Annotated in this window: 18 protein-coding genes and 2 pseudogenes; 5 read left to right on the forward strand and 15 right to left on the reverse strand. The window is 32.6% G+C overall.

Features of this window, described 5'->3' with window-relative positions:
* Positions 1-53: 53 nt before the first annotated feature.
* Positions 54-965: a hypothetical protein gene (locus D1818_RS13665; RefSeq protein WP_118459562.1), complete on the reverse strand. Its 912-nt coding sequence runs from the start codon at positions 963-965 to the stop codon at positions 54-56.
* Between the two features lie 249 nt (positions 966-1,214).
* Here D1818_RS13665 and D1818_RS13670 point away from each other — a divergent pair, with 249 nt between their 5' ends.
* The 3 genes from D1818_RS13670 to D1818_RS13680 all read left to right on the forward strand — a co-directional run bounded on the left by D1818_RS13670 (position 1,215) and on the right by D1818_RS13680 (position 3,751).
* Positions 1,215-1,943: a metallophosphoesterase gene (locus D1818_RS13670; protein ID WP_233558473.1), complete on the forward strand. Its 729-nt coding sequence runs from the start codon at positions 1,215-1,217 to the stop codon at positions 1,941-1,943.
* 116 nt (positions 1,944-2,059) lie between these two features.
* The gene (locus tag D1818_RS13675) at positions 2,060-3,040 is read left to right on the forward strand and encodes a kelch repeat-containing protein (protein ID WP_118459564.1); all 981 of its coding nucleotides are present in this window, start codon (positions 2,060-2,062) and stop codon (positions 3,038-3,040) included.
* 21 nt (positions 3,041-3,061) lie between these two features.
* A complete protein-coding gene (locus D1818_RS13680; RefSeq protein ID WP_118459565.1) occupies positions 3,062-3,751 on the forward strand; it encodes a hypothetical protein in 690 nt (229 codons plus the stop codon).
* A 327-nt stretch (positions 3,752-4,078) separates the two neighbouring features.
* On the opposite strand, the gene D1818_RS25920 is transcribed toward D1818_RS13680, so the two are convergent.
* The 13 genes and pseudogenes from D1818_RS25920 to hemB all read right to left on the reverse strand — a co-directional run bounded on the left by D1818_RS25920 (position 4,079) and on the right by hemB (position 16,926).
* The gene (locus tag D1818_RS25920; protein ID WP_371682606.1) at positions 4,079-4,915 is read right to left on the reverse strand and encodes a T9SS type A sorting domain-containing protein; all 837 of its coding nucleotides are present in this window, start codon (positions 4,913-4,915) and stop codon (positions 4,079-4,081) included.
* Positions 4,895-5,632: pseudogene (locus D1818_RS25925) on the reverse strand (family 16 glycosylhydrolase); the annotation flags it as partial. The pseudogene D1818_RS25925 and the gene D1818_RS25920, both read right to left, overlap by 21 nt.
* A gap of 843 nt (positions 5,633-6,475) precedes the next feature.
* Positions 6,476-7,189 (reverse strand): 3'-5' exonuclease, encoded by a 714-nt coding sequence (locus D1818_RS13690; RefSeq protein WP_118459567.1) that lies wholly within the window; start codon positions 7,187-7,189, stop codon positions 6,476-6,478.
* Positions 7,179-8,333, reverse strand: coding sequence for a serine hydrolase (locus D1818_RS13695; protein ID WP_118459568.1), 1,155 nt, complete (start codon positions 8,331-8,333; stop codon positions 7,179-7,181). Before D1818_RS13695 ends, D1818_RS13690 begins: the two co-directional genes overlap by 11 nt.
* A gap of 464 nt (positions 8,334-8,797) precedes the next feature.
* Positions 8,798-9,556, reverse strand: coding sequence for a LytTR family DNA-binding domain-containing protein (locus tag D1818_RS13700; RefSeq protein WP_118459569.1), 759 nt, complete (start codon positions 9,554-9,556; stop codon positions 8,798-8,800).
* Positions 9,556-11,523 carry a histidine kinase gene (locus tag D1818_RS13705; protein ID WP_118459570.1) on the reverse strand — a complete coding sequence of 656 codons (1,968 nt, stop codon included), beginning with the start codon at positions 11,521-11,523 and terminating at the stop codon, positions 9,556-9,558. The genes D1818_RS13700 and D1818_RS13705 overlap by 1 nt, the downstream gene beginning before the upstream one ends.
* Positions 11,523-11,999: a methylated-DNA--[protein]-cysteine S-methyltransferase gene (locus tag D1818_RS13710; protein ID WP_118463728.1), complete on the reverse strand. Its 477-nt coding sequence runs from the start codon at positions 11,997-11,999 to the stop codon at positions 11,523-11,525. Before D1818_RS13710 ends, D1818_RS13705 begins: the two co-directional genes overlap by 1 nt.
* Positions 11,999-13,117 carry a CNNM domain-containing protein gene (locus tag D1818_RS13715; protein ID WP_118459571.1) on the reverse strand — a complete coding sequence of 373 codons (1,119 nt, stop codon included), beginning with the start codon at positions 13,115-13,117 and terminating at the stop codon, positions 11,999-12,001. The genes D1818_RS13710 and D1818_RS13715 overlap by 1 nt, the downstream gene beginning before the upstream one ends.
* Before the next feature lie 223 nt (positions 13,118-13,340).
* Positions 13,341-14,465 (reverse strand): T9SS type A sorting domain-containing protein, encoded by a 1,125-nt coding sequence (locus D1818_RS13720; protein ID WP_118459572.1) that lies wholly within the window; start codon positions 14,463-14,465, stop codon positions 13,341-13,343.
* A 169-nt stretch (positions 14,466-14,634) separates the two neighbouring features.
* Positions 14,635-15,150 carry a DinB family protein gene (locus tag D1818_RS13725; protein ID WP_118459573.1) on the reverse strand — a complete coding sequence of 172 codons (516 nt, stop codon included), beginning with the start codon at positions 15,148-15,150 and terminating at the stop codon, positions 14,635-14,637.
* Positions 15,150-15,545 carry a c-type cytochrome gene (locus tag D1818_RS13730; protein ID WP_118459574.1) on the reverse strand — a complete coding sequence of 132 codons (396 nt, stop codon included), beginning with the start codon at positions 15,543-15,545 and terminating at the stop codon, positions 15,150-15,152. Before D1818_RS13730 ends, D1818_RS13725 begins: the two co-directional genes overlap by 1 nt.
* A gap of 14 nt (positions 15,546-15,559) precedes the next feature.
* Positions 15,560-15,937, reverse strand: a complete 378-nt coding sequence (locus tag D1818_RS13735) for a TerB family tellurite resistance protein (protein ID WP_118459575.1) — start codon at positions 15,935-15,937, stop codon at positions 15,560-15,562.
* Positions 15,938-15,951: 14 nt separating this feature from the next.
* Positions 15,952-16,926 carry a porphobilinogen synthase gene (gene hemB / locus D1818_RS13740; RefSeq protein ID WP_118459576.1) on the reverse strand — a complete coding sequence of 325 codons (975 nt, stop codon included), beginning with the start codon at positions 16,924-16,926 and terminating at the stop codon, positions 15,952-15,954.
* 326 nt (positions 16,927-17,252) lie between these two features.
* On the opposite strand from hemB, the pseudogene D1818_RS13745 reads away from it, so the two are divergent.
* Positions 17,253-17,942 (forward strand): annotated as a pseudogene (locus tag D1818_RS13745) (ABC transporter ATP-binding protein); the annotation flags it as partial.
* A 10-nt stretch (positions 17,943-17,952) separates the two neighbouring features.
* Complete coding sequence (locus D1818_RS13750; protein WP_118459578.1) at positions 17,953-18,189, forward strand: hypothetical protein; 237 nt, start codon at positions 17,953-17,955, stop codon at positions 18,187-18,189.
* A gap of 83 nt (positions 18,190-18,272) precedes the next feature.
* Here D1818_RS13750 and D1818_RS13755 read toward each other — a convergent pair whose 3' ends face one another.
* Positions 18,273-21,269, reverse strand: coding sequence for a carboxypeptidase-like regulatory domain-containing protein (locus D1818_RS13755; protein WP_158597014.1), 2,997 nt, complete (start codon positions 21,267-21,269; stop codon positions 18,273-18,275).
* Positions 21,270-21,509: the final 240 nt, after the last annotated feature.

Consider the following 21,509-nt stretch of genomic DNA (forward strand, 5'->3'; position numbering starts at 1 on the left):
AATAAATAAGAGGAAGAAGAAATGCCTCCCTCTTATTTATTAGAAAACTTTTATTACTGTTGTAACAAATCAAAAATTTGTTTAGGATATGGACTATCAAACATAGCTCCATGTCCCCCTGAATTAATCTCTATTACCTTGGACATTCTATCATTAAGAAATGTTGTTTCTGTTGTTAACAATACTCCTGTTTGAAAATCATCTTTAGCATACACATAAATTACATTAGATAAATCCTGTGTTGTAATCTTTGAGGAAAAACGCTCACTACCTATTGCTCCTAAAAATGAAAAAACAGATGGGCAAGATTGTTTTATGTCATTATAATCTTCTAAAAGTTCTGCTCTATCTTCTTCTTTTGGTGTTGTCCCATTTAAAAAGTAATACGGTCTTCCTTGCAAAAAATTATCGGGAACTTCTGGTTGCATTTCTAAACGAGCAGCCATAATCACAAATTTATCTGCAGTAGTATTTCCTTTTTCAGCAATATACTTTGTAACTAAAAACCCTCCAAAAGAATGCCCCATTACATATACAGTCTTTCCTTCAGACTTAAAGTTCTTAATAACTCTATCCAACATCTCTACACTAACCTTATTTTCTAAATCAGCTTGTTCCTTTTTCAACGTTTCATTGGTACATATACTATTATTAAAAGTAAGTGCTTGGTGCATATATACTCTGTAATAATCCTTGAATAAATTGTTAAAATCCGAAGGAAAACTACCATTAAGTTCAAAATATTCATCATCTAGCTCTTTATCTGGCCCTCCCTGTTCATAGATAATTACTGTATTAGCACTCTCGTTACCTTTAGCTATAAACAATTTGGTAATATCATCAGGTATTGTGGTAAGTGCATCTTCGAGATTTGACTCGATTAATCTTGGCGTATCATCATCGTTGCTACAAGCAAAGGTTACTAGCGCAATAACAACAAGTTGAACTAAAAATTTATTTTTCATGTTTAAGTAAGTTTTTGATAAAGTCATCTTGACTTTCTTTATTTATAATACTTTTCCTTAAACACTTAAGCTTCAAAACACCCTAAGGAAAATTTAAAATATTTATACAATCAACAATTTTATCTAATTCAATTAGTTGATAATCAAAATTTTAAGTGGTTTTAGTAAAAAAGCACAACCTAACAACATCGTAATCGTGCTTAAAACTTTGTAAAATAGTATCTTCAAAACCTATTAAAATAAATGCAGATGAACAGAACTCTTGTTATTGGAGATATGCACGGAGCTCTAAAAGCTCTCCAACAATTAACTGAAAAAGCAAAAATTACCACTGATGATACCTTAATTTTTTTAGGTGATTATGTAGATGGGTGGAGTGATAGTGCCCAGCTTGTTTCTTTTCTTATAGAATTACAAAAAACATATAATTGCATCTTTATTAGAGGTAATCACGACGAGCTCTGTTACACTTGGTTAACGGAGAAAAAATACAATCCAGAATGGATGAAACATGGAGGTCAGGCTACTATCGACTCTTACGATAAATTATCAAAACAAGAGATTGATATTCATCTGGGGTTTTATGAAAATCTCACTAACTATTTCATAGATGACCATAACCGCCTGTTTCTTCATGCAGGTTTTACAAACCTTCATGGACCTCATCGAGAATATTTCAGTAAACTATTTTATTGGGATCGAACCTTATGGGAAACGGCTTTATCAATAGACCCAAAACTTAAAAAAACAGATCTTACTTATCCCAAAAGGCTTTTACTTTTTGATGAAATCTACATTGGTCATACTCCCGTTACCAGAATTAACAAAACTACACCTGTGAATGCTACTTGTATTTGGAACATTGATACTGGTGCTGCTTTTAAAGGCCCTCTTACAATTATGGATATTGACACCAAAGAGTTTTGGCAAAGTGATCCTGTATACAAACTATATCCAAACGAAAAAGGAAGAAATTAACAACCGAAATCTGTTTACTTTTTTATTTTAAAATCGCTCTAAGGAGCGATTTTTATGTTTCATGTTTACCTGTTCAAAGATTATGACACTAATAGGAAACTATAAAACGTAACAAAATGAAAACCTCAAAAATCTTATTAGCATTTCTACTTAGTATTCACATCGCCTGTGATACCGAAGATGATGACATTATAATAGATGATGTTTCAGAAAGTTCATTAACATTTGATCTAAAAACTTCTGAAGATCAAATGGGTGGATTTGCAGAAAACACCATGGTTGTATTTGATGGAAAAGTATGGTCTGTAGGTGGAGATAATGCATATACCGCTGATGACACTTATGGAAACGCTGTTTGGTCAAGTGATAATGGAATAAATTGGGTATCCGTTACTAGCGATCTTTTCGAAGCAAGATATCGTCATACATTAACTGTATTTAATAACGAAATGTGGCTAATTGGTGGAAAAAACAACTCAGATGATTTTTTATCTGATATTTGGAGATCTAGCGATGGTTCAACATGGTATAATGTCACTATGACCGCTCCGTTTGGTAATATGTCCGCTCATACCACAACGGTATTTAATAACAAAATGTATGTTATAGGCCCATCCTCATCAAGAACCAATATGATTGTATGGTCTACGATAGATGGAGTCAATTGGGTAGAAGAAAATGCAAACGCTTTCCCGGTTAGAGGCAACCATGAAACAGTTGTTTTTAATGGCTCTTTATATGTTATAGCCGGCAGAAACGAAACTAGTCGCTTTAATGAAATCTGGTCAAGTACTGATGGGATTAGTTGGTCATCAGTAGCTACATCTACTCCTATTTTTAATGCTAGAGATTTATATACAGCAACTGTTTTCAATAACAAAGTATGGATTATTAATGGTCAGTCAGAAACATCAAGAATTACAAAAGATATATGGCATTCTTCCGATATGATTAACTGGACAAGGTATGAGGAATTTATTCCTTTTCAGAGCTCCCATTCTCATTCTAGCCTTGTATACGATGATCAAATTTGGTTTTTCGGAGGATATATAGCATCTGGAACATCTGGAGAAATCTGGACAATTGATGAAGATTAAACACTAATAATAAATTTATATATGAGAGCTCTATCTATAATTCTAATAATTTTTGTCTTGGGTAAGCTTACCGCCCAAAACAATTGTAGTCCATTTTACCCTTCAAAGGAAGGAACTACGCTCACAATGCATCATTTTAACCATAAAAATAAAATAACCTCTAAAACAAGTTACGAGGTTTTGGATATCAATTCTTCAGGATCTGAATCCAAGATTATGATGAGTATGTATTTAAGTGATGCTAAAAAACAAAAAAAAATTACCGAAGCTCAATTCACAATAACATGTGATGGAGGGACTACAACTTTAGATCCAGAATCTATAATTTCTCCTAACTTATTTAACCAATACAAGAATATGGAATATAGTATTGAAGGAAAAGGTATTGATATTCCCAATTCACTTTCTATAGGACAAGAATTAGCAGATGGTCAAGTAACTATGTCTATTGATGCTGGTGTTATGAGTATAGATATGACTGTAGACCTCAAAAACAGAAAAGTAGCATCCGAAGAGACTATTATTACTTCCGCAGGGTCATTTAATTGTTATCTCATTACATACATCAATGAAACTAGTATGAGCATGGGTATGAAACAAACTTCTTATGTAAAACAATGGATTGCAAAAGATGTAGGGTTGGTACAACAAGAAACCACAAAATCGAATGGGAAATTATTAAGTAGGTCTGTTTTAGCCAGATTACAATAAAAATTATTGTAATCTTATTATTAAAGAGAACCCATTTAGAAGGTTCTCTTTAACTCGCTTTATACATTAGAAAATCTATTACAGCTTGAAGCAGCTGTAAATACTGACACTTTGCTTCCTTTTTTAATTTCTCGGTAGCCGTGCTATGCAAAAATCAAAAAAAGGCAGTGTTTATTAGATCTCCAAACCTCATTACAAATTTCTAGTACACAAACCCGATTAAAAAAAGCAGATTCATTTTATGAATCCGCTTTTAAAAACTAATTTGTGTGATATAAAAATTGGTAGAACTGGTTTTGATTAAACATTAAACCTGTGATGGATACATTAATTTACCATCAATTTTTTATTGATCACCTTATTACCTACATTTATTTTTATTAAATATAGACCTGTCGTTTTAAGTGAATCTCCTAGATCATTTAGTGGAATAGAAGTATTTCCGGCCTTTAAAATTCCAAGGTTTTTAGCAAGAACAACTCTTCCACGAATGTCCATAACTTTTATAGAAGTATTGATATCTTTTTCTAATTGAATATCTACAGATACATCACTTATATTTGATGCTGGATTAGGATATATATCTACCAATTCTTTCGAAACTTCTTTTGTATCTAAATCGAAACTTCTATTATTAAGCCCGCTAATGATAAATTTCTCCCAGGCTCCTATTGCGCTACGATTACAAGTAATCCCTGAATTTGCACCGTTCTCATGACTTACATATTTACCATTATTCCCTTTGATTGCATATACGTTTCCACCTTGTGATACCAGTGTAAATTTTTCCCAACCTTGGGCGGCAGTACGATTACAATTCATTGCTTTTGTTCCATTTTCTGAGCTCACAAATCTGCCGTTGTTTCCTTTGATAGTTACAGTACCGTTTCCTGAAGAAGTTACCGTAAACTTTTCCCAGCTTCCAGCATTTGTTTTATTAGCGGTCATAGATCTGTTCCCATTTTCTGAGCTTATAAATCTATTATTACTTTGTCCTTTAATAGTAACATTTCCACCGGAAGAACCTGGGCCTGAATTCCCATTCCCATCAACCAATTTATAAGAGCGGACCCAATCATAGTAAGTAGTGCGATTAGCTTGAGAATCATTCATACCATCTTGTCCTGCTTTTGGAGGATTCCAATCATATGTCTCCACTACCATTCGTAAATACATAGGAAGACTAAAATCAGCAGCTGGAGTAATTTGGAATACAAATTTACCATCTAAATAAAACAATAATTCTTTTTCATTTTTCCACCAAACACCATAAGTATGATATCCTTGATATGCGAATTCACCTATTTCAGCTTTATTTCCTCTTATACCAGTTGGCGTGCTATTACAACTTGTCCTTCTACTATGTGTATTAGCATTCAATGTTCTCATGTTTTGATTGATCCAAGGTTTCCCTCCTGTATTAGCTCCAACATTCTCTGTTACATCGAGTTCTGTTACTCTGGCATCACAACCTGTAAATTCGTTTCTTTTATTGATCAACCAAAAAGTAGAAGACATAAAAGTTTTATTCGCTTTCATTCTGGTCTCATAATACCCAAATTTCTGTCTGGTTTTAGATCTTACCAGACCACCATTATGAGTCCATCCTCCAAAAGCGTTGGATTTTTTAGAAGCTGAAATTTTAAGGTCTCCTCCTCCTACCGACACAGAAAATGTTTCGAATCTCGCAGGTCGTCTTCCTTCCCATTGAGGATCATTTACTGCCCATTTAGAACCATTAAGAGAAGAACCGTTAAATTCATCAGACATAGATTCTATTTTTTCCCATTTTTTACCATTCGGTGGTGTTGGCTGAGCTAATAGCCCACCAAAGAATAGACACATACATGCTGTGACCAAGAATTTTGTCAAATTTTTCATGATTAAAATATTTAGTTTGTGTTAATAAATAAAGTTCAATTGAGTAAGTAATTATTCTGATTAATCATCAAAATAGATTTCAGGTATTTTACATCACTTAATAATTTTCCTAATACCGCTAAGAATAGGTACTCAATATTCTTTTTTGAAATTGTTGATGAATACTACAATTATTAGAGTGTATTTGTTTCTAAAGTTTGCTTCTTATAACAAGCAAGAAATCCAAAAGAATAAGTGATGTAATTAAAATAATAGATGATAAACTATATGGACTAAGTTTATGCTCTATGAGGGTTCGAATTAATTATTATTTTATTCCATAAAATAAAATCCGTAAGAGTTAGTTGCGTTTTCATAAAGAAATTGGAGTTTGTTTGTGTTTACATTAATCACATAAAAACATTAGTTATTTGCTTTTATTTTAACATTAATATTGGTGTTGTTTCAATAAAAAGATCTTCTTATTAATGTTTTATAAATTTACAATAATCATTTCAATTGTAAATACGTTAAGTTTTACAGTTTTGGAGATAATTAAAGGGCATTTAGATTTGATAAAATAGCAGCATGTCCTGATTTCACGAAGACTACAAGAGGTTTTTTACAATACAATTACACTACTAATCAGTTGTTTTTCAATATAAAAAGAACCATTCTGTAGTATAATTTTGATCATTTGTTATATATATTTTTTGAAAACAATTAGACATTAGAAAGAAATACTAAAAAACTCAGTACGATCTGGTTATCAGTGAAGTAACAACAAAACTTATATAGACTATTGAACCTTAAAAAACATATGTGAAAACCTTATAAGATTCAATTTCTTACCTAACAGAATAATTATACAGAAATTACTTCATCATCGTCTAATAGTTCCTCTTGCCTCAAGCGTAAAAGAATCTGAGCGACAGCGACTGTATCTTTTTCACAGTAAATCACAATACGATCAATATCATTTTCCTCATAATACACCTGTCTTACTTGGCTACCATCAATGTCATCTTTTGGAGAAGGGATTCCTAAAATATTCGTCAAAAGCTTAAGAGAGGTATAGTGTTTATAATCTCCAAATTTCCATAAATCCAAAGTGTCTAAATGTGGAACCTCCCAAGGTTTTTTGCCAAATAAGTTTAATTTAAAAGGCAAACTAATATTGTGAATAATCATTCTTCTTGCGATATAAGGAAAATCAAATTCTTTACCATTATGTGCACAAAGCAAGTGATGTGGATTATTAAAATGTGTTTCTAACAAGCTTTTGAAATCTATAAGCAATTGTTTCTCATCTCCAAAAAAAGAAGTAGTTCTAAAAGATCTTGTTTCTCCTTTAAAAGCAAAATACCCAACTGAAATACAGACGATCTTTCCAAACTCTGCCCAAATACCAGCTCGCTCATAGAATTCTTCTGGAGAAAACTCTTCCTTACGCTGAAATTTAGTTTTATCAGCCCATAGATATTTCATTTCATCTGTTAGGGCGTCAAAGCTTTCTTGCTCCGGAACTGTTTCGATGTCCAGAAACAAAATGTGTTCTAAGTTAATCTTATGAAGCATTCTCTAACATTTTATAAGCCTCCTCTACATAAATAAAGAAATCTGTACTAAAAGACCCCTGCGGTCCTCCACGATGATGCCCTAAACGAACAATAATCACATTATCTTGAGGAATACTAATTACATATTGCCCTAAAATACCTCGCATCACAAATATATCCTTATCAAGGTGATCGGATAACCAAAATCCATAACCATACATATCATCATTCTCAAAGCGTTTTTGAGTAGCTAGTTTTGTAAATTCTTTTGGCAATATTTGTTTCCCGCCAAACTTTCCGTCATTTTTAAAAAGCACTCCGAAACGAGCAAAATCTCTAGCATTACTGGCAATACAACAATACGATTTCTCCATTCCGCTATCTTCACTATCCACTTGCCACAATGCGTCCTGTTCCATGCCCATGGGTTTCCAGAAACTCTCACTTAGATATTCCGATAAACTTTTGCCGGTTGCTTTTTCAACTACCATGCCCAATAACTGTGTATTACCACTTAAATATCTAAATTCTTTTCCTGGTTCATCCACAATTTCTAATTTATTCATCACTTCTCTTAATTCGGGATCATAGTAAGCTCTTGCTGTGATTGAAAATGGACTTGTATAATGTTCTGTCCAATTTAATCCAGATGACATTGATGATAGATCTCCTACAGTGACTTTAGCTGCTAATCCTTCTGAAAATTTAGGTAGAAAATCTCCTATTGGTTGATCCAAGCTTTTGATATATCCATCCATAATTGCTTTTCCTAATAAGGCAGTTGTGATACTTTTTGCCATAGAAAAAGAGTTGGTTTTAGATGCTACACCATAACCTTCAGCATAGTTCTCATACCAAATACTGTCATTTTTAATAATCATAAAAGCAACCGTTCCCATTGCATCGTTAGTAGCTTTCAATCTTTCTGTAGGTTTAGCAGTATTATAATTGGTATGTAATTCCCACGGGATTGGTTGATCTCCTTTTTCTACTATATGATTATCAAAATATGTGTAATCATCTATATATGCAGTTTTATGTCCAGTCATATATACGACCCGAACTCCTTTTAGAATATAATCGTAATCAAAAACATATAGCAAAATCACACAAAGTAGTAGGATAGCTATAAGACCTTTAAAAAGCTTTTTGATAATTTTCATCAGTATTGGGAATTTTAATCCCCTAAGATATGAAAATAAAATCTCTGTTTAGAACAAAAAAAATGCCCGATAAAACGGGCATTTTAATAAAGATAAACAATTATTATGACGATAATTTAATTCGATTAGGTTATAATAGTGTAGCTATATAACTTATAAGAATGCTTGTTGAGTTTGTGTTTTTTTTATCTGAAATATCAGTTTAATATTTCACATCTTTTTTTTATAAGTTACATCTAAAAACAGAAGTCTATAATTAGGGCATGTATTACAAAATAAAGTCTCACTAAAAGCTAATCCAAGTAAACTAAAGACTATTAATCGCTATTCCAAATTTAGCTGTTATTTATCTCAATCCTTTTCAGGAATATTTTTTTGGTATGAATGAATGTATAAAATGCAGATTTTAATGTATGAACCGACAATTTATAGATCGTGTTCAAAAAATAACATTCTAAAAAAAATTAAATAACATTCAATTTCTGATATAATTCTTTTTTAGAATCTCTTGCTATTGGTAGTGATTTCTCATTAGACATAACTACGTATCCTCCTTGCTCTTTAACCAGAGTATTTACGTGGTCCAAATTGATTAAATATGATCTATGAATCCTAAAAAAACCAAAAGGTTGTAACTTGGATTCAATATATTTTAGGTTCTTAGATATAACAATTTCCTTCTCATTCTTCCTGATAAAAGTAGTGTAGTTGCCATTGCTAATACAATAAAGAACACTTGGAATTTTTATAACATGTGTGCCTTTAGAATCCGTTATAGAGATTTTAGGTACTTCATGAATTTTTGCATACAGCTGATTAAAACTTGCTATCGGATCTTCTTTATCCTCATTCTTTTCTTGTAACGGACTTGCCTTATCTATTACCTCTACTAATAGCTTAGGATCAATAGGTTTTAGTAAATAACCTAAAGCATTATATTTATATCCATCTACAGCATACTGATTAAAGGCTGAAACAAAAATAATTTTGAAATCAATTTCTTCCAGTTCATCTAATATGTCAAAAATCGTAATAGACCCTAATTGAACATCGAGAAAAACAACATCAGGATTTAGACTGGATAAACCTTCAAGTATAGATTTTTTATCACCTGCCTCACCTATAATTTCTACTTGAGGGCAATATGTACTAAGTAAAAGGCTAATATTTTCTCTAGCCTTTTTTTCATCATCAATGATAAAACATTTTAACGTTTGATCCATTATTTCTTGATCTCTTTAACTATAGGCAATGTAATAATTACTTCTGTTCCTAATGATTTACCAGTAGTATCGTATAAATCATTAATAGCAATATTTGATTGTCCATTAACTATTTTATTTAAAATATCTAATCTTTCATTCGTGTTTTCTGTTGCAATAGACAAATGCGATACTTCAGTACCTTTCTTCTTAAGCTGTTCGGATGCTTCTCTACCAATTCCATTGTCTACAACTTTACAAACAACCATGTCTTGTTTCTTTTGCAATGTTATATTTAACTGTCCTGCAATTGAAGAATGTGAAAAACCATGTATTATGGCATTCTCTATAAACGGTTGTAAAATCATAGAAGGTATTCTTGGATTACTGTCTAAAAGAAACGGATCTACATCGAAACTGGCTTCAAATTCCTCCTGAAATCTTCCTCTTTGCAAATTCACATATGACTGAATAATCTCTAATTCTTTTTTAAAACTAATATAGATACTATCAGAACTATTCAAGACATTTCGAATCAGTACTGAAAGCTCTGTCATATATTCGTTAGCTCTAATATTATCGTTTTTTAAAATATAATTCTGTAAGGTATTAAAGCTGTTGAATAAAAAATGAGGATTCATTGAAGATCTTAATGAAGTTAACCGTGAGTGGGTTAATTTTTCGTTTATTTGATAATATTTAATACGACTTATATGCCCTCTATATACCAATACTACTACAGCTACCACTAATAATAGTCCAAGAAAATAGTTTTGCCATTTCGTCTTACTAACTTCTTTTTCTATTTTTAGATTTTTCTCTTCTAATCCAGAAATAACTTCTTCTTTTGCCAATAGTAAATTTTTACTTTCACTTTTGGCTAATTCTTTACTCACCTTAACCTTTAGCTGTCTAGATTCGAGTAATCTTATATCCCGTAAAGCCTTAACACTTGCTTTTAAATCTCCTGTTGTCTCATACAACTTTGACAAATCTTCTTTTACTGTAATTAAATCAGAAATATCATTTTTCTTTTCAAAGTTATTTTGTGAAATCAAAAAATATTCGAGCGCCTTATTATAGTTTCCTAACTCATATTGTATTGCACCCATCGTATGCATTAACCCCGGATATAAATCATCTCCATCCTTATAGGTCAAATTATCATTATCCCATTCTATGTTAGTTCGTATTACCTCTAAAGCTTCTTTGGGCATCTTTTTTAAATAATAAGCCCAGGCGATATTATTATATACCATAATACAGTGTCTGGTCGACAATGAATTCTTTTCACAACCTACAGCTGCTAATCTGGAATAATACAGTATAGAATCGGCTTGTCTATCATTAAAAGAGGCCGATATATTTAAATAGGTGGCTCCCTTTCGTTTCTTGGTATCTTTTGGATCAATGTATGTTAAGGCTTTTTTGAAATCAATTTTGGCTTGATCTTGATCACCAATGTCTAAGAATAAAACACCTCTATTTAATAAGACTTCCCATTGGTAGTCCGAATTATTCCCTTTAGAAGCCAAATCTAATGCGTCCCCGAAATACTCCATGGCTTTTATATATTCTCCTATTCTATTATGTAATACTCCTAATCTGTTTTTTACATACATCAAACATTTCTGATCATTCCGATTTGTACAATGTTCACTTAAAAAATTAAGCACATTCATTGCCCTAAGATATTCTCTGGTCGAGTCTGTGAAAAAACGTTCAATTTTATAGGCCATCGCTTTTACACTATCAATATCAGAGTTATTTTGAATTAACTCAAAAGCATTATCATATTCTTTTATTGCATTTGCAATATCTTTTGCTTTAAATAAACTATCCCCTGTACGCAATAGTTTTTGAAGAGATTCCTTTTGTAATACTATAGGTCTATTTAATTCTTTATCCAGTGCTTTCTGAGATGTAGCAGTAAAGCACCCAAAAAAAAGAACACTAATCCAAATTAAGAAAAATCTAAAAAAAGTCATTAAAAAAGGGATTGTTGTTTTACTGGATTTTCATGTGCTAGTAACCATTTTTTCCGCCATAAACCTCCTGCATACCCAGTAAGTGAACCATCACTACCGATTACACGATGGCAAGGCACTACAACCCATAATGGATTTTTACCATTAGCAGATGCCGCTGCTCGTATACATTTAGGATCTCCTAATTGCTTAGCAATATCTAAGTAGCTAACAGTTTTTCCAAAAGGAATTTTAGAAAGTTCATGCCATACCTTTTTCTGAAAATCAGTACCAGATGGATTCATTTTAATGCTAAAAGTGCTTCTGTCCCCCTTAAAATAGTCCTGTAACTGAATTACTGCCTCCTTAAGTATTTCTGGAATCTCTTTAGAAGGAACTTTTTCTGTGTCTTCGGTGATAGAAATTTTTGTAATACCATTTTCATCTCCTGATATAGAAGCAATACCTAAAGGAGTTTTTATGAAAGTGGTTTCGATCATTCTTCTTTTTTATCGTCTAGAATTCCTAATCTTCTTGCTCTAGCTTCCCAGTTTTTACGAGCTAGAATCTGCATATCTGTTTCTGTATCACTTTCGTCAACAATCTCCAAACCTAATAAGGTCTCAATTACATCTTCCATAGTTACTAACCCACTTACAGAACCGTATTCATCTACAACCAGTGCAATATGATTTTTAGTTTGAATCAATTCATTAAATAAATCCGGAATAGGCAAGTTTCTGTTAGTGAATATGATAGGTCTTTTTATTTCTCCAAGAAGCTTGTGGCCATTTTGATTAGCCATTTCTTTATAAATTTCATCTTTAAGTACCTGACCTGTTATATTATCCGCTTTATCTTTATAAACCGGTATTCTAGAAAAACGAAGGTTTTGATTCTCATTAAAAAACTCTTCTATAGTAGTGTCTTCTGAAGCAGTCTTAATAACCGTTCTAGGAGTCATTACATCTTTTGTGAAAATCTTTTTAAAGTTTAATAGATTCCTGATCACTGTAGATTCTGACTCTTCAAAAACACCTTCTTCTTCGGCAATATCAGCCATAGCAGTGAAATCTTCCCTACTTAACACAGATCCGTGATGTCCTTTGCCACCTATTAACTTAGTCGTTAATTGTAATATCCAGAGAATACCTGTCCATTTTAGCGGCCAAATCAAAACATTTAATGCTTTGGAAGTAAAATTAGACAACTGTTTCCAATAGGTTGCTCCAATAGTTTTAGGAATAATCTCTGAAGCTACTAATATCAAAATAGTCATAATAGAAGATACAATTCCTACCATAAGGTCTTCGGTAATCTCTATCCCGAGAATTGTACGAGTTTCAGATCCATACATTTCCGCATAGGCTACTTTTGCCTGCACACCTACTAATATAGCTCCTACTGTATGTGCAATCGTATTAAGCGTTAATATAGCAATTAGTGGTCGGTCTACATCCTTCTTTAGCTTTTCTAAAGTGGTTGCATATGCTTTTCCTTCTTTTTTCTTAACGTTAAGAAATGTAGGAGTAATACTCAGTAAAACTGCTTCCAGAATTGAACATAAAAACGAAAAGAAAATGGATACAACTCCGTATACAATAAGTAATGCCATGATATTAGATTAGTTCTGCTAAAGTAATAAATAATTTCAGTAGGAATACGATTAGTAGACCCTAAGAATCAAAAATGCAGATATTATAAGAAAGAATTAATCTAGATAAGAATTCTTTATCTAAAAAGAACTCCAAAATGTATTATATACTATTTAATCCCACAAAATCTAGAGAAATATTTATTCCGTTTTATGGGATTAAATAATATTCTGGCTTTTAAACTTATTCTGTCTTCAATATTTTAAAAACCTGATTATCAATATTTAATAAATATATATTTGGTTTTAGGTTTGATAGGTCAATTTGTTCTTTTTTAGCAGTAATCCTTCCACTCACTAGATGTTCACCCAAAAGAGAAAATATTTCATAACTCTTAGAAATAGCAAAATCACTTTCTATAGTAACATAAGAATTCGTAGGATTCGGATATATGCTGGTGGTTAATTGAGCATTGGTGTCTATTTCATCAACTGATAATGTTTGGCAAGAAACATTTGTTTCAAATGTAGACGCTGTTGCTGGATTATCTAGTAATTCATCATTGATTAAAGAGCAATAACAACTGTTATTATTTAGTTTTGACCTTAGCCAAGAAATAGCTAGTTTCCCTACATTTCCCTGTGCTCCTCCTGGAGTGTTTGCCACAGAATGATTTCCGTTTTTTATTTCATATAATAATTTATCTGTTTCCTCTGGAGTTGTGTTATAATGAACATCTGCATGCTGAGATGGTTGTGCAGTAGAATCATTTTGACCACTGAAAATTAGTACCGGAGCCGAATGATCAAGAGATGGTCTATTAAATGTTGGTAACCAAGGACACAAAGCAACTACAGCTTTTATGTTAGCATTCATAACAGCCGCTCGTTGGGCTCCTCCTCCACCCATAGAATGACCACTTACCGCAAATTTATCAATATCAACCTGTCCGTTAAGCGGGGAAGAAGTCCGTGTATTCTCATTTTCTAAAGTCTTAAGCGCTGCTATAAGGGCTGTTGCTCTCGCATCCGGAAATGCATTTCTATTATTAGTCCCTATGACTATTGCTATGATCCCGTGAGAAGCATAATAAGGCCCCCAGGCTCTTACCGACCCCGGACCTGCCGTAAACCCAGGCACGATTGCGATACTAGGATATGGTGGTGTTCCATTTGTCGGATAGTAGACTGTTACTTCTCGATAATCCGAACTATCTGGCAAACCGTCAGATTCTGTTAGAGTTTCTACATCATAGAGTCCTGGATTCGTTATAGATTCTAATGTAACATCATTGCATTGAGCGTAGTTAAAGTGAAAGCATGTTACTATCGTTACTACACTTAGTAGTAATTGTAAATTTTTAGTCATTAGTTAGTAGTATTAGGTTAAAAGAAAATTATGTGAATGTTTAGATTAAGAATAAGCTTAGTTGAGAATAATACATTTTAACTACCTTAACTATAAATAATCAAAATTAGTATTCACGCATAATAAAAAAATAGTCTTAATATGTAGTGATTTTAGAAAAGAATATTACCTACCAACCCACATACTTCGGTGGTTTGATTTCATTAAGATTTAAATACACGATTAGTTGTCCTCTATGATGCGTTACGTGATCCTGAAGCAGATTCAAAATCTGAAGTTTGGATTTTGGACCGGCAAAAAAATCTACTTCGGTTTTTAGTGACTCATCTTTTGCGTTCTGCACACGTTCATAAACAAGATCAAATGATTTTTCGAGTAATTTAATAACCTCGATCTTAGAATCAGGAGCATTTTCCGAAAGTTTTTTACGATCAAAGATTTCTTCAGAAAAGTAAATTGTACTAAGCCATAGCATATTTCCACAGATATGAAGCAATTGGTTTCTAAAATCCATTTCACGTTCTGTAGGAGCATATGAATACTTGTTTTCTGGCATAGATTCAGCTATTTCCAGCAAATACTCTTTAGAATTCATCCACTTTTCTAAAAAAGCGGATTTAGGGGTTACTTGTTGAGACATTATAGGATATGAAATAAGAAAAAGAAGGAAGAATATTTGTTTCATTACTTAGCAGTCGCTTCATTCATATATAATTCTATTGCTTTCAATTCTTCGTTGGTAAATTTTTCTAAGCGCGCAAAATTGGTTTTCATTACTGCATAGTTATCAGGATCAACAATAGGATCTTTTTTTTGTCTTAAAAAACCTATGATATCACCATTTTTTTCTTTGTAAATTTTCATAATCTCAGTAACACTTGGACCTATGGATTTCTTATCCATTCGATGACAAGAATAACAGTTTCCTTTGCCTTTAAATAATTCTTTTCCTAAATCAAATTCAGGAGACGACTTTTTCTTCGAGCCAATTACAATTTTTTCTTTTTCGGGTTTCTTTTCTGATTGACAACTAGTGGCTATAAATGTTATGCTTAAGAGTATTAAAAAAATATTTTTCATTGTGTGTGATCTTATCAATTAAATAAATTATCAATGTCTTTTTTGAATCTTTCTAAAAGATCTTTAGAAAAACTACTAATTACTTTTTCTTCTTTAGAACCTATACCATCACTTGCTTCGGCTATTTTGGTTAACGCATAAATCATAAAATCATACTCTTCATCTGGTCCATTATCCGAAAAAACTTCTATGACCTTTTTATATAAGGTTTCAATATCATTTTGATTGTCATTTTCATAATCAAAAGACCATTTAATTTCTTGTCCTTTTGGATGCGCCTTTAGAATTTCTTCCAACGTTTTTACTTCTTCTTTCTTAATAACACCATCACTCATAGCGATAACATACAATAATTCTCCAAAAGTCTGATATAATCGATCTCTGCTTACCATAAAAGTTCATTTAATTACCCCAAAAGCTTCACTACGTCTTTAGCAAAATAGCTAGCAATTATGTGTGCTCCTGCCCTTTTAAACGCTATTAGTTGTTCCATCATAATCGTATCATGATCTAACCATCCTTTTTCTGCTGCTGCTTTAAGCATTGCATACTCACCACTTACTTGATACACCGCTACAGGAACATCAACAGCCTCCCTAATATCGCGCAAAATATCCAGATAAGCTAATCCTGGTTTGACCATAACAATATCGGCTCCTTCCTCTATATCATTCAGTGTTTCTTTAACAGCTTCATCTCGATTAGCAAAATCCATCTGATAGGTCTTTTTATCTCCAAAACCAGGTGCAGAATCCAAGGCATCTCTAAACGGTCCATAAAACGCCGATGCATACTTGGCACTATAACTCATAATACCTGTATTCTTATAGTTTTCTGTTTCTAGAAGCTCTCTAATTGCCAAAATTCTACCATCCATCATATCACTAGGCGCTACAAAATCTGCTCCCGCTTTAGCGTGAGATAACGACATCTTTGCTAAAACCTCGCAAGTAGGATCGTTAACAATATATCCATCCTCCACAATACCATCGTGTCCATATGAAGAATATGGATCCAATGCCACATCAGTCATCACCAACATTTCTGGTGCTACATTTTTTACAGTTTTTATGGCTCGCTGCATCAATCCATCAGGATTTAAGGCTTCGGTCCCTTTATTATCTTTAAGATTATCAGGAACTTTAACAAAAAGCAATACCGCCTTTAACCCCATCATCCACAACTCTTTTACTTCGTCTTTTAATAAGTCTAAGCTATATCTGTAATATCCAGGCATCGAAGCGATTTCTTGCTTTATATTATTACCTTCTATAACAAAGAGTGGTACTAAAAAATCATTAGGGGTGATTGTATGTTCTCTGACTAAAGATCGAATTGATTCTGTAGTTCGTAATCTTCTATTTCTGCGTAGTTGATGCATTAATTTGCTAGTAGTTTATAAGAAACGTAAATATACCAACTTATAACGTAATTTCGGGTGGATCATTTTCACAAAATTAAACCAATTATGTAACAAACGCCTAACATAACCTACTAACTATTTAACCCGCTTTATGTAATAGAAAATCTATTGCATCTGTGAGCTACTGCAAATACTATCGCTTCGCTACTTTTTTTGATTTCACCGTAGCGGTGCTATGCTAAAATCAAGAAAAAGCTAGTATTTCTGGTATCTCAAAGCTTCTTAACGAAGTTCTATTACATAAATCGGGTTTAAAAGATAAAAATTGCTAAACCTTATTTTATATGCTGACAATAAAAAATCTCAATAAAACGTATCCTAACGGAACACAGGCATTAGACAATGTCAATCTTACTTTAGAAAAAGGAATGTTTGGTTTGTTAGGTCCTAACGGGGCTGGTAAATCTACCTTAATGAGAACTATTGCCACGCTACAATTAGCAGATACAGGGTCTATCCATTTTGATGGTATTAACGTTTTTAAACAACCTGAAGAGCTGCGAAAAGTGTTAGGATATTTACCTCAAGATTTTGGGGTATACCCAAAAGTTTCTGCAGAGATGATGCTCAATCATATTGCTAAAGTAAAAGGGATTACTAATGCTTCTGAACGAAAAGGGTATGTAGCTGATTTATTAAATAAAGTAAATTTATATAAGTTTAGAAGCCGTAATCTAGGTGATTTTTCTGGAGGAATGCGACAGCGTTTTGGAATTGCTCAAGCACTATTAGGAAATCCAAAACTTATTATCGTAGATGAACCTACCGCTGGTTTAGATCCATTAGAACGTAATCGTTTTCATAATCTATTAAGCGAATTAGGCGAAAATGCTGTAGTAATTTTATCTACTCATATCGTAGATGATGTAACAAATCTTTGCGAGCATATGGCTGTTTTTAATGAAGGCAGAATCCTTGCACAAGGAAATCCACAAGAACTATCAAGTACTTTGGATAACAAAATATTCAAAAAGCAAAACCTTTGTGTTTTATGATGCATTACCTATCAACAACGGAAGTTTGTACTTCTCTAAGGTTATTTCTTTATTAGGTGTTGCGGTAGTATTAGCGTTTGTAAATATCTTAATTGGCTTATTATTTCAGACTTTTAATGGTGTTCCACTAAAAGCTGTGGTTTCTGATTCTATTAATAGAATGTATTTCTATAAATTACGTACTACACTAAAACCTAAAGACACTGCAGAGTTCTCCATCTCTTGAGGAACCTTAGGCCTGCATAAAATATTTTCTAGAATCTTTGATTTCAAAATTATGATTAGAACACAATGTTTTCACCTGAAGTCTTATAAAATTATTTTATCTAACGTTACTTTTTCTTTTTGATTAGAGAGGTTAATACATTGTACTTTTTTTGTTTCATTAGGCAGACCATAATTGGTATACACTGTATATTTCATAAACGCAGGGCTTAAAGCTGAAGCATCACCGAATGATTGAACATTTATAATCCATTCACCAGGCATTGCATTATCAATTATAAACTCTTTAGATGAAACACCAGATTGAACTCTGGATAATAATTCTTCTTTGTTTTCTTTAAACACATGTTTCCATTTAGAAAACTTCTTTTCTGGACTTACGAACTGAAGTTCAAATTCTGATTGAGGATCACTCCATTGAAAAACAAGACGAACCGGCACTCCTTTTACAGCTAAAAATTCATCAGGCACATCATTGTAAGTAAGCTCCGATCTATGAAAGTTTAATAATCTCCTAATTTCTGACTCCGCTTGTTCTGCAATTTCTTCAAAGTCTATTGCAGATTCCTTATTTCTTAATATTTTTTTATAAAGTTCAAAGGCTGGTTTATATTTTCCTATCGAAACGTAGATTCGTGCAAGATCTAAATGAGATTGCGCCGCATCGGGAGCTAAGTCAAGTATACGCTCATATAAAAACGCTGCGTTATGGTATTCTTCTATAGCTTCTAACTTAAAAGCTAAGACCAATAACACTTGTGGATTATCGAATCCTATTTCAGAAATATTAGATAAGACTTGATCAGCAAATTCAGTGTTCCATCTTCTAAAATAAGAGGCACTATAACTATAAAAAGGTATGTTTATAGGATATTTCTCTCTAAGACTATAATATATATCTTTTGCCTCTTTATAACTTGTACTATTCCACAATCCATCCAAATAAGAAGGTCTGTTGTTGTTAACATCTAGTAAAAAAGTTGAAGTCGTATAATCATTTCCTTTCACCAATAAGTGATCAACTGGTTTCTCTTCTTTATTATTTGAGATATCACCATATTTAGTGGTGATAATAAAAACTCCATTTCTTGCGGCTTGACCAAACCTAGCAGACGCTGATAAGCCAGTTAGTACAGATATTGATTTTATCTGTGTAGGGAATAGAAAAGTTGGTGGCTCGTTAAATTGTAGACCATCTACTACAAATAAAGGCGGTGTGCTATTGTCAGCAGCAAGCGAAAGCTTTGTTCGTATTTCATAAACTGCCTCATCTCCCCAACCAAACACCTGGACTCCTGGAAATTGACCTCTTATCAAATCCGACAAATATATAGCAGACTGCAGAAAATCTTCTTCTCCTAATGTGTACATAGCAACCCCAAGTGATTTCTTCTTCACATTATTACCATATACATCTTTTACTATTTCATCTTGTTCCTTATTTTCTTTAGTCTCTACTATCACTTCGTCTAGAGTTGTGTAATTAGAAACAAGATCTACCTTAATATTTTTTGTTGCGTCCAACGTAATTTCCTTGGATTCCATCCCAAAAAAATCAAATGTTAACACATCTTCCATACTAGCATCTATAGAAAACGATCCATTAGCATCTGTAATTCTTTGGATCAACGTCCCTTTTACAGAAACTTTACACCCTTGTACAGGTTTCCCTCCAGAAGTGACCAAACCTTGCACCAATTCCTTGGTTTTATCGGTCTGATATATGGTATTATCCTCTAGCTCATATACTATATTAGACAAGGCCTGATCCACAGAGATCTTGGTAAGATTAAGATAGTATCCTTCACTTTGTACCGCAGCTTTGTGCAGTAACAAATCATCGGAATTGGGCATGTGATTCATATAAAAAACCGGAACATCATAAACTTGTGGAAATACCCCAAAAGTCGATCGACCATCACTAACTACCATATACTGATCAGGTTTGTTTTCTTCCTTAAAAAGAGACGAAAAATTAGTAGCTCCATTATAAGTCATATTCTTAAGTGATGCTATAAGTTCATTGCTTTTACCATTTCTTATAACAAACTTTTGTTGCTTATGAATTGTATTAGAAAAAGGTATCAGTGTTACGGTAGTGTTTTCTATTTTTTTTAAATACGCTTTTAAAAATTGGTATGTATATTCCGGATCATGATTTGCTGCAGAAAAAGAAGTATCCCAATAAAGCACAATGTCATCTGGATTTTCTCTTTTTCTTAATTGTGTTTCTTCTGCTGGATAGGATATATCTAAACTAAATGCCATTCCTATATCCCAGTGTACATCCCAATGACCTTGACTTATATATCGTAGATAAGATATACCTTCTTCTGATCCTCCAATAGAAAACTCAATATCTTCTCCATATACTTTTACTAACTCTAAACTAACAATAATATCATCATGCACCACGATATTATAATCCATTAAGTCTATAACTTCTTCGCCTTTTTCTTTGGTAATAGTATGATAGATATTACTGGTTAACATGTTTCTACCCGGAGTCCTTCTTTTGTGTTCATACACATTCACACGTACTAATAAGCTATCTGTAATATTCTCGTTTATATTAAACTTAAGTCGTAGTAGTTTAGAATTCTTATGGCTGATTCTAATTCTAGTGCCAATCTCACCACCTAGCGCCTTGGCATCTTTCCAATACCCCATAAAACCATTAGAGACACTTGATCTACCAACTGTCTTTTTCATTCTTTTTTCTGCCGTTACTGTAGCCGCTTCTAATTCATAGATAGCCGGCTCCATTAAAATGGTATTATTATTTGTCAATAGTTGGAACAATTCCTTAACAGATAATTGCATTGTTTTATATCCTAAACTCGATAGCTGAAAGACACTGCTTCTATTTATTTCCTGTTCGTCATATTGTAAAAAGATATGACCATTCTGATCACTAACCGTACCGATACCTTCGTCTAAAAAACCAACATTTACAAAAGGAATAGCTTTCTGAGTATCTCGATCCAAGACATAAGCGTCTATAGTAATCTCGTATTGAGCGGATATGAATCCACTTATAAATAATGTGCAAATGAGTAAAAAAATTATTTTTGATTTCATAGGCATATAGAATACTAACGTTTAAACCAAAGTTACAAATGATATGTATCTTATTAAGTATAACAATCTATAAATTAGTGTTATAAAGAAGTAATCTGTTACCACAAATATTGGATTTTTATGAATATTATAACATTATTGTTGAATAGAAGTTTTATCTAACACATTAAAAACCTGAATACTATTTGTTTATTATAAGGTTTTCTCCTTTTGTAACATTTCCCCTTCACATCCGTCTTC

It is taken from the genome of Aquimarina sp. BL5 (assembly GCF_003443675.1).
Lineage (GTDB): Bacteria > Bacteroidota > Bacteroidia > Flavobacteriales > Flavobacteriaceae > Aquimarina.

What these genes read in the sequence shown, in the direction of transcription:
- D1818_RS13665 (WP_118459562.1), bottom strand. Translation starts at nt 965, where the DNA reads ATGAAAAATAAATTTTTAGTTCAACTTGTTGTTATTGCGCTAGTAACC.
- D1818_RS13670 (WP_233558473.1), top strand. Translation starts at nt 1,215, where the DNA reads ATGAACAGAACTCTTGTTATTGGAGATATGCACGGAGCTCTAAAAGCT.
- D1818_RS13675 (WP_118459564.1), top strand. Translation starts at nt 2,060, where the DNA reads ATGAAAACCTCAAAAATCTTATTAGCATTTCTACTTAGTATTCACATC.
- D1818_RS13680 (WP_118459565.1), top strand. Translation starts at nt 3,062, where the DNA reads ATGAGAGCTCTATCTATAATTCTAATAATTTTTGTCTTGGGTAAGCTT.
- D1818_RS25920 (WP_371682606.1), bottom strand. Translation starts at nt 4,915, where the DNA reads ATGGTAGTGGAGACATATGATTGGAATCCTCCAAAAGCAGGACAAGAT.
- D1818_RS13690 (WP_118459567.1), bottom strand. Translation starts at nt 7,189, where the DNA reads ATGCTTCATAAGATTAACTTAGAACACATTTTGTTTCTGGACATCGAA.
- D1818_RS13695 (WP_118459568.1), bottom strand. Translation starts at nt 8,333, where the DNA reads ATGAAAATTATCAAAAAGCTTTTTAAAGGTCTTATAGCTATCCTACTA.
- D1818_RS13700 (WP_118459569.1), bottom strand. Translation starts at nt 9,556, where the DNA reads ATGGATCAAACGTTAAAATGTTTTATCATTGATGATGAAAAAAAGGCT.
- D1818_RS13705 (WP_118459570.1), bottom strand. Translation starts at nt 11,523, where the DNA reads ATGACTTTTTTTAGATTTTTCTTAATTTGGATTAGTGTTCTTTTTTTT.
- D1818_RS13715 (WP_118459571.1), bottom strand. Translation starts at nt 13,117, where the DNA reads ATGGCATTACTTATTGTATACGGAGTTGTATCCATTTTCTTTTCGTTT.
- D1818_RS13720 (WP_118459572.1), bottom strand. Translation starts at nt 14,465, where the DNA reads ATGACTAAAAATTTACAATTACTACTAAGTGTAGTAACGATAGTAACA.
- D1818_RS13725 (WP_118459573.1), bottom strand. Translation starts at nt 15,150, where the DNA reads ATGAAACAAATATTCTTCCTTCTTTTTCTTATTTCATATCCTATAATG.
- D1818_RS13730 (WP_118459574.1), bottom strand. Translation starts at nt 15,545, where the DNA reads ATGAAAAATATTTTTTTAATACTCTTAAGCATAACATTTATAGCCACT.
- D1818_RS13735 (WP_118459575.1), bottom strand. Translation starts at nt 15,937, where the DNA reads ATGGTAAGCAGAGATCGATTATATCAGACTTTTGGAGAATTATTGTAT.
- hemB (WP_118459576.1), bottom strand. Translation starts at nt 16,926, where the DNA reads ATGCATCAACTACGCAGAAATAGAAGATTACGAACTACAGAATCAATT.
- D1818_RS13755 (WP_158597014.1), bottom strand. Translation starts at nt 21,269, where the DNA reads ATGAAATCAAAAATAATTTTTTTACTCATTTGCACATTATTTATAAGT.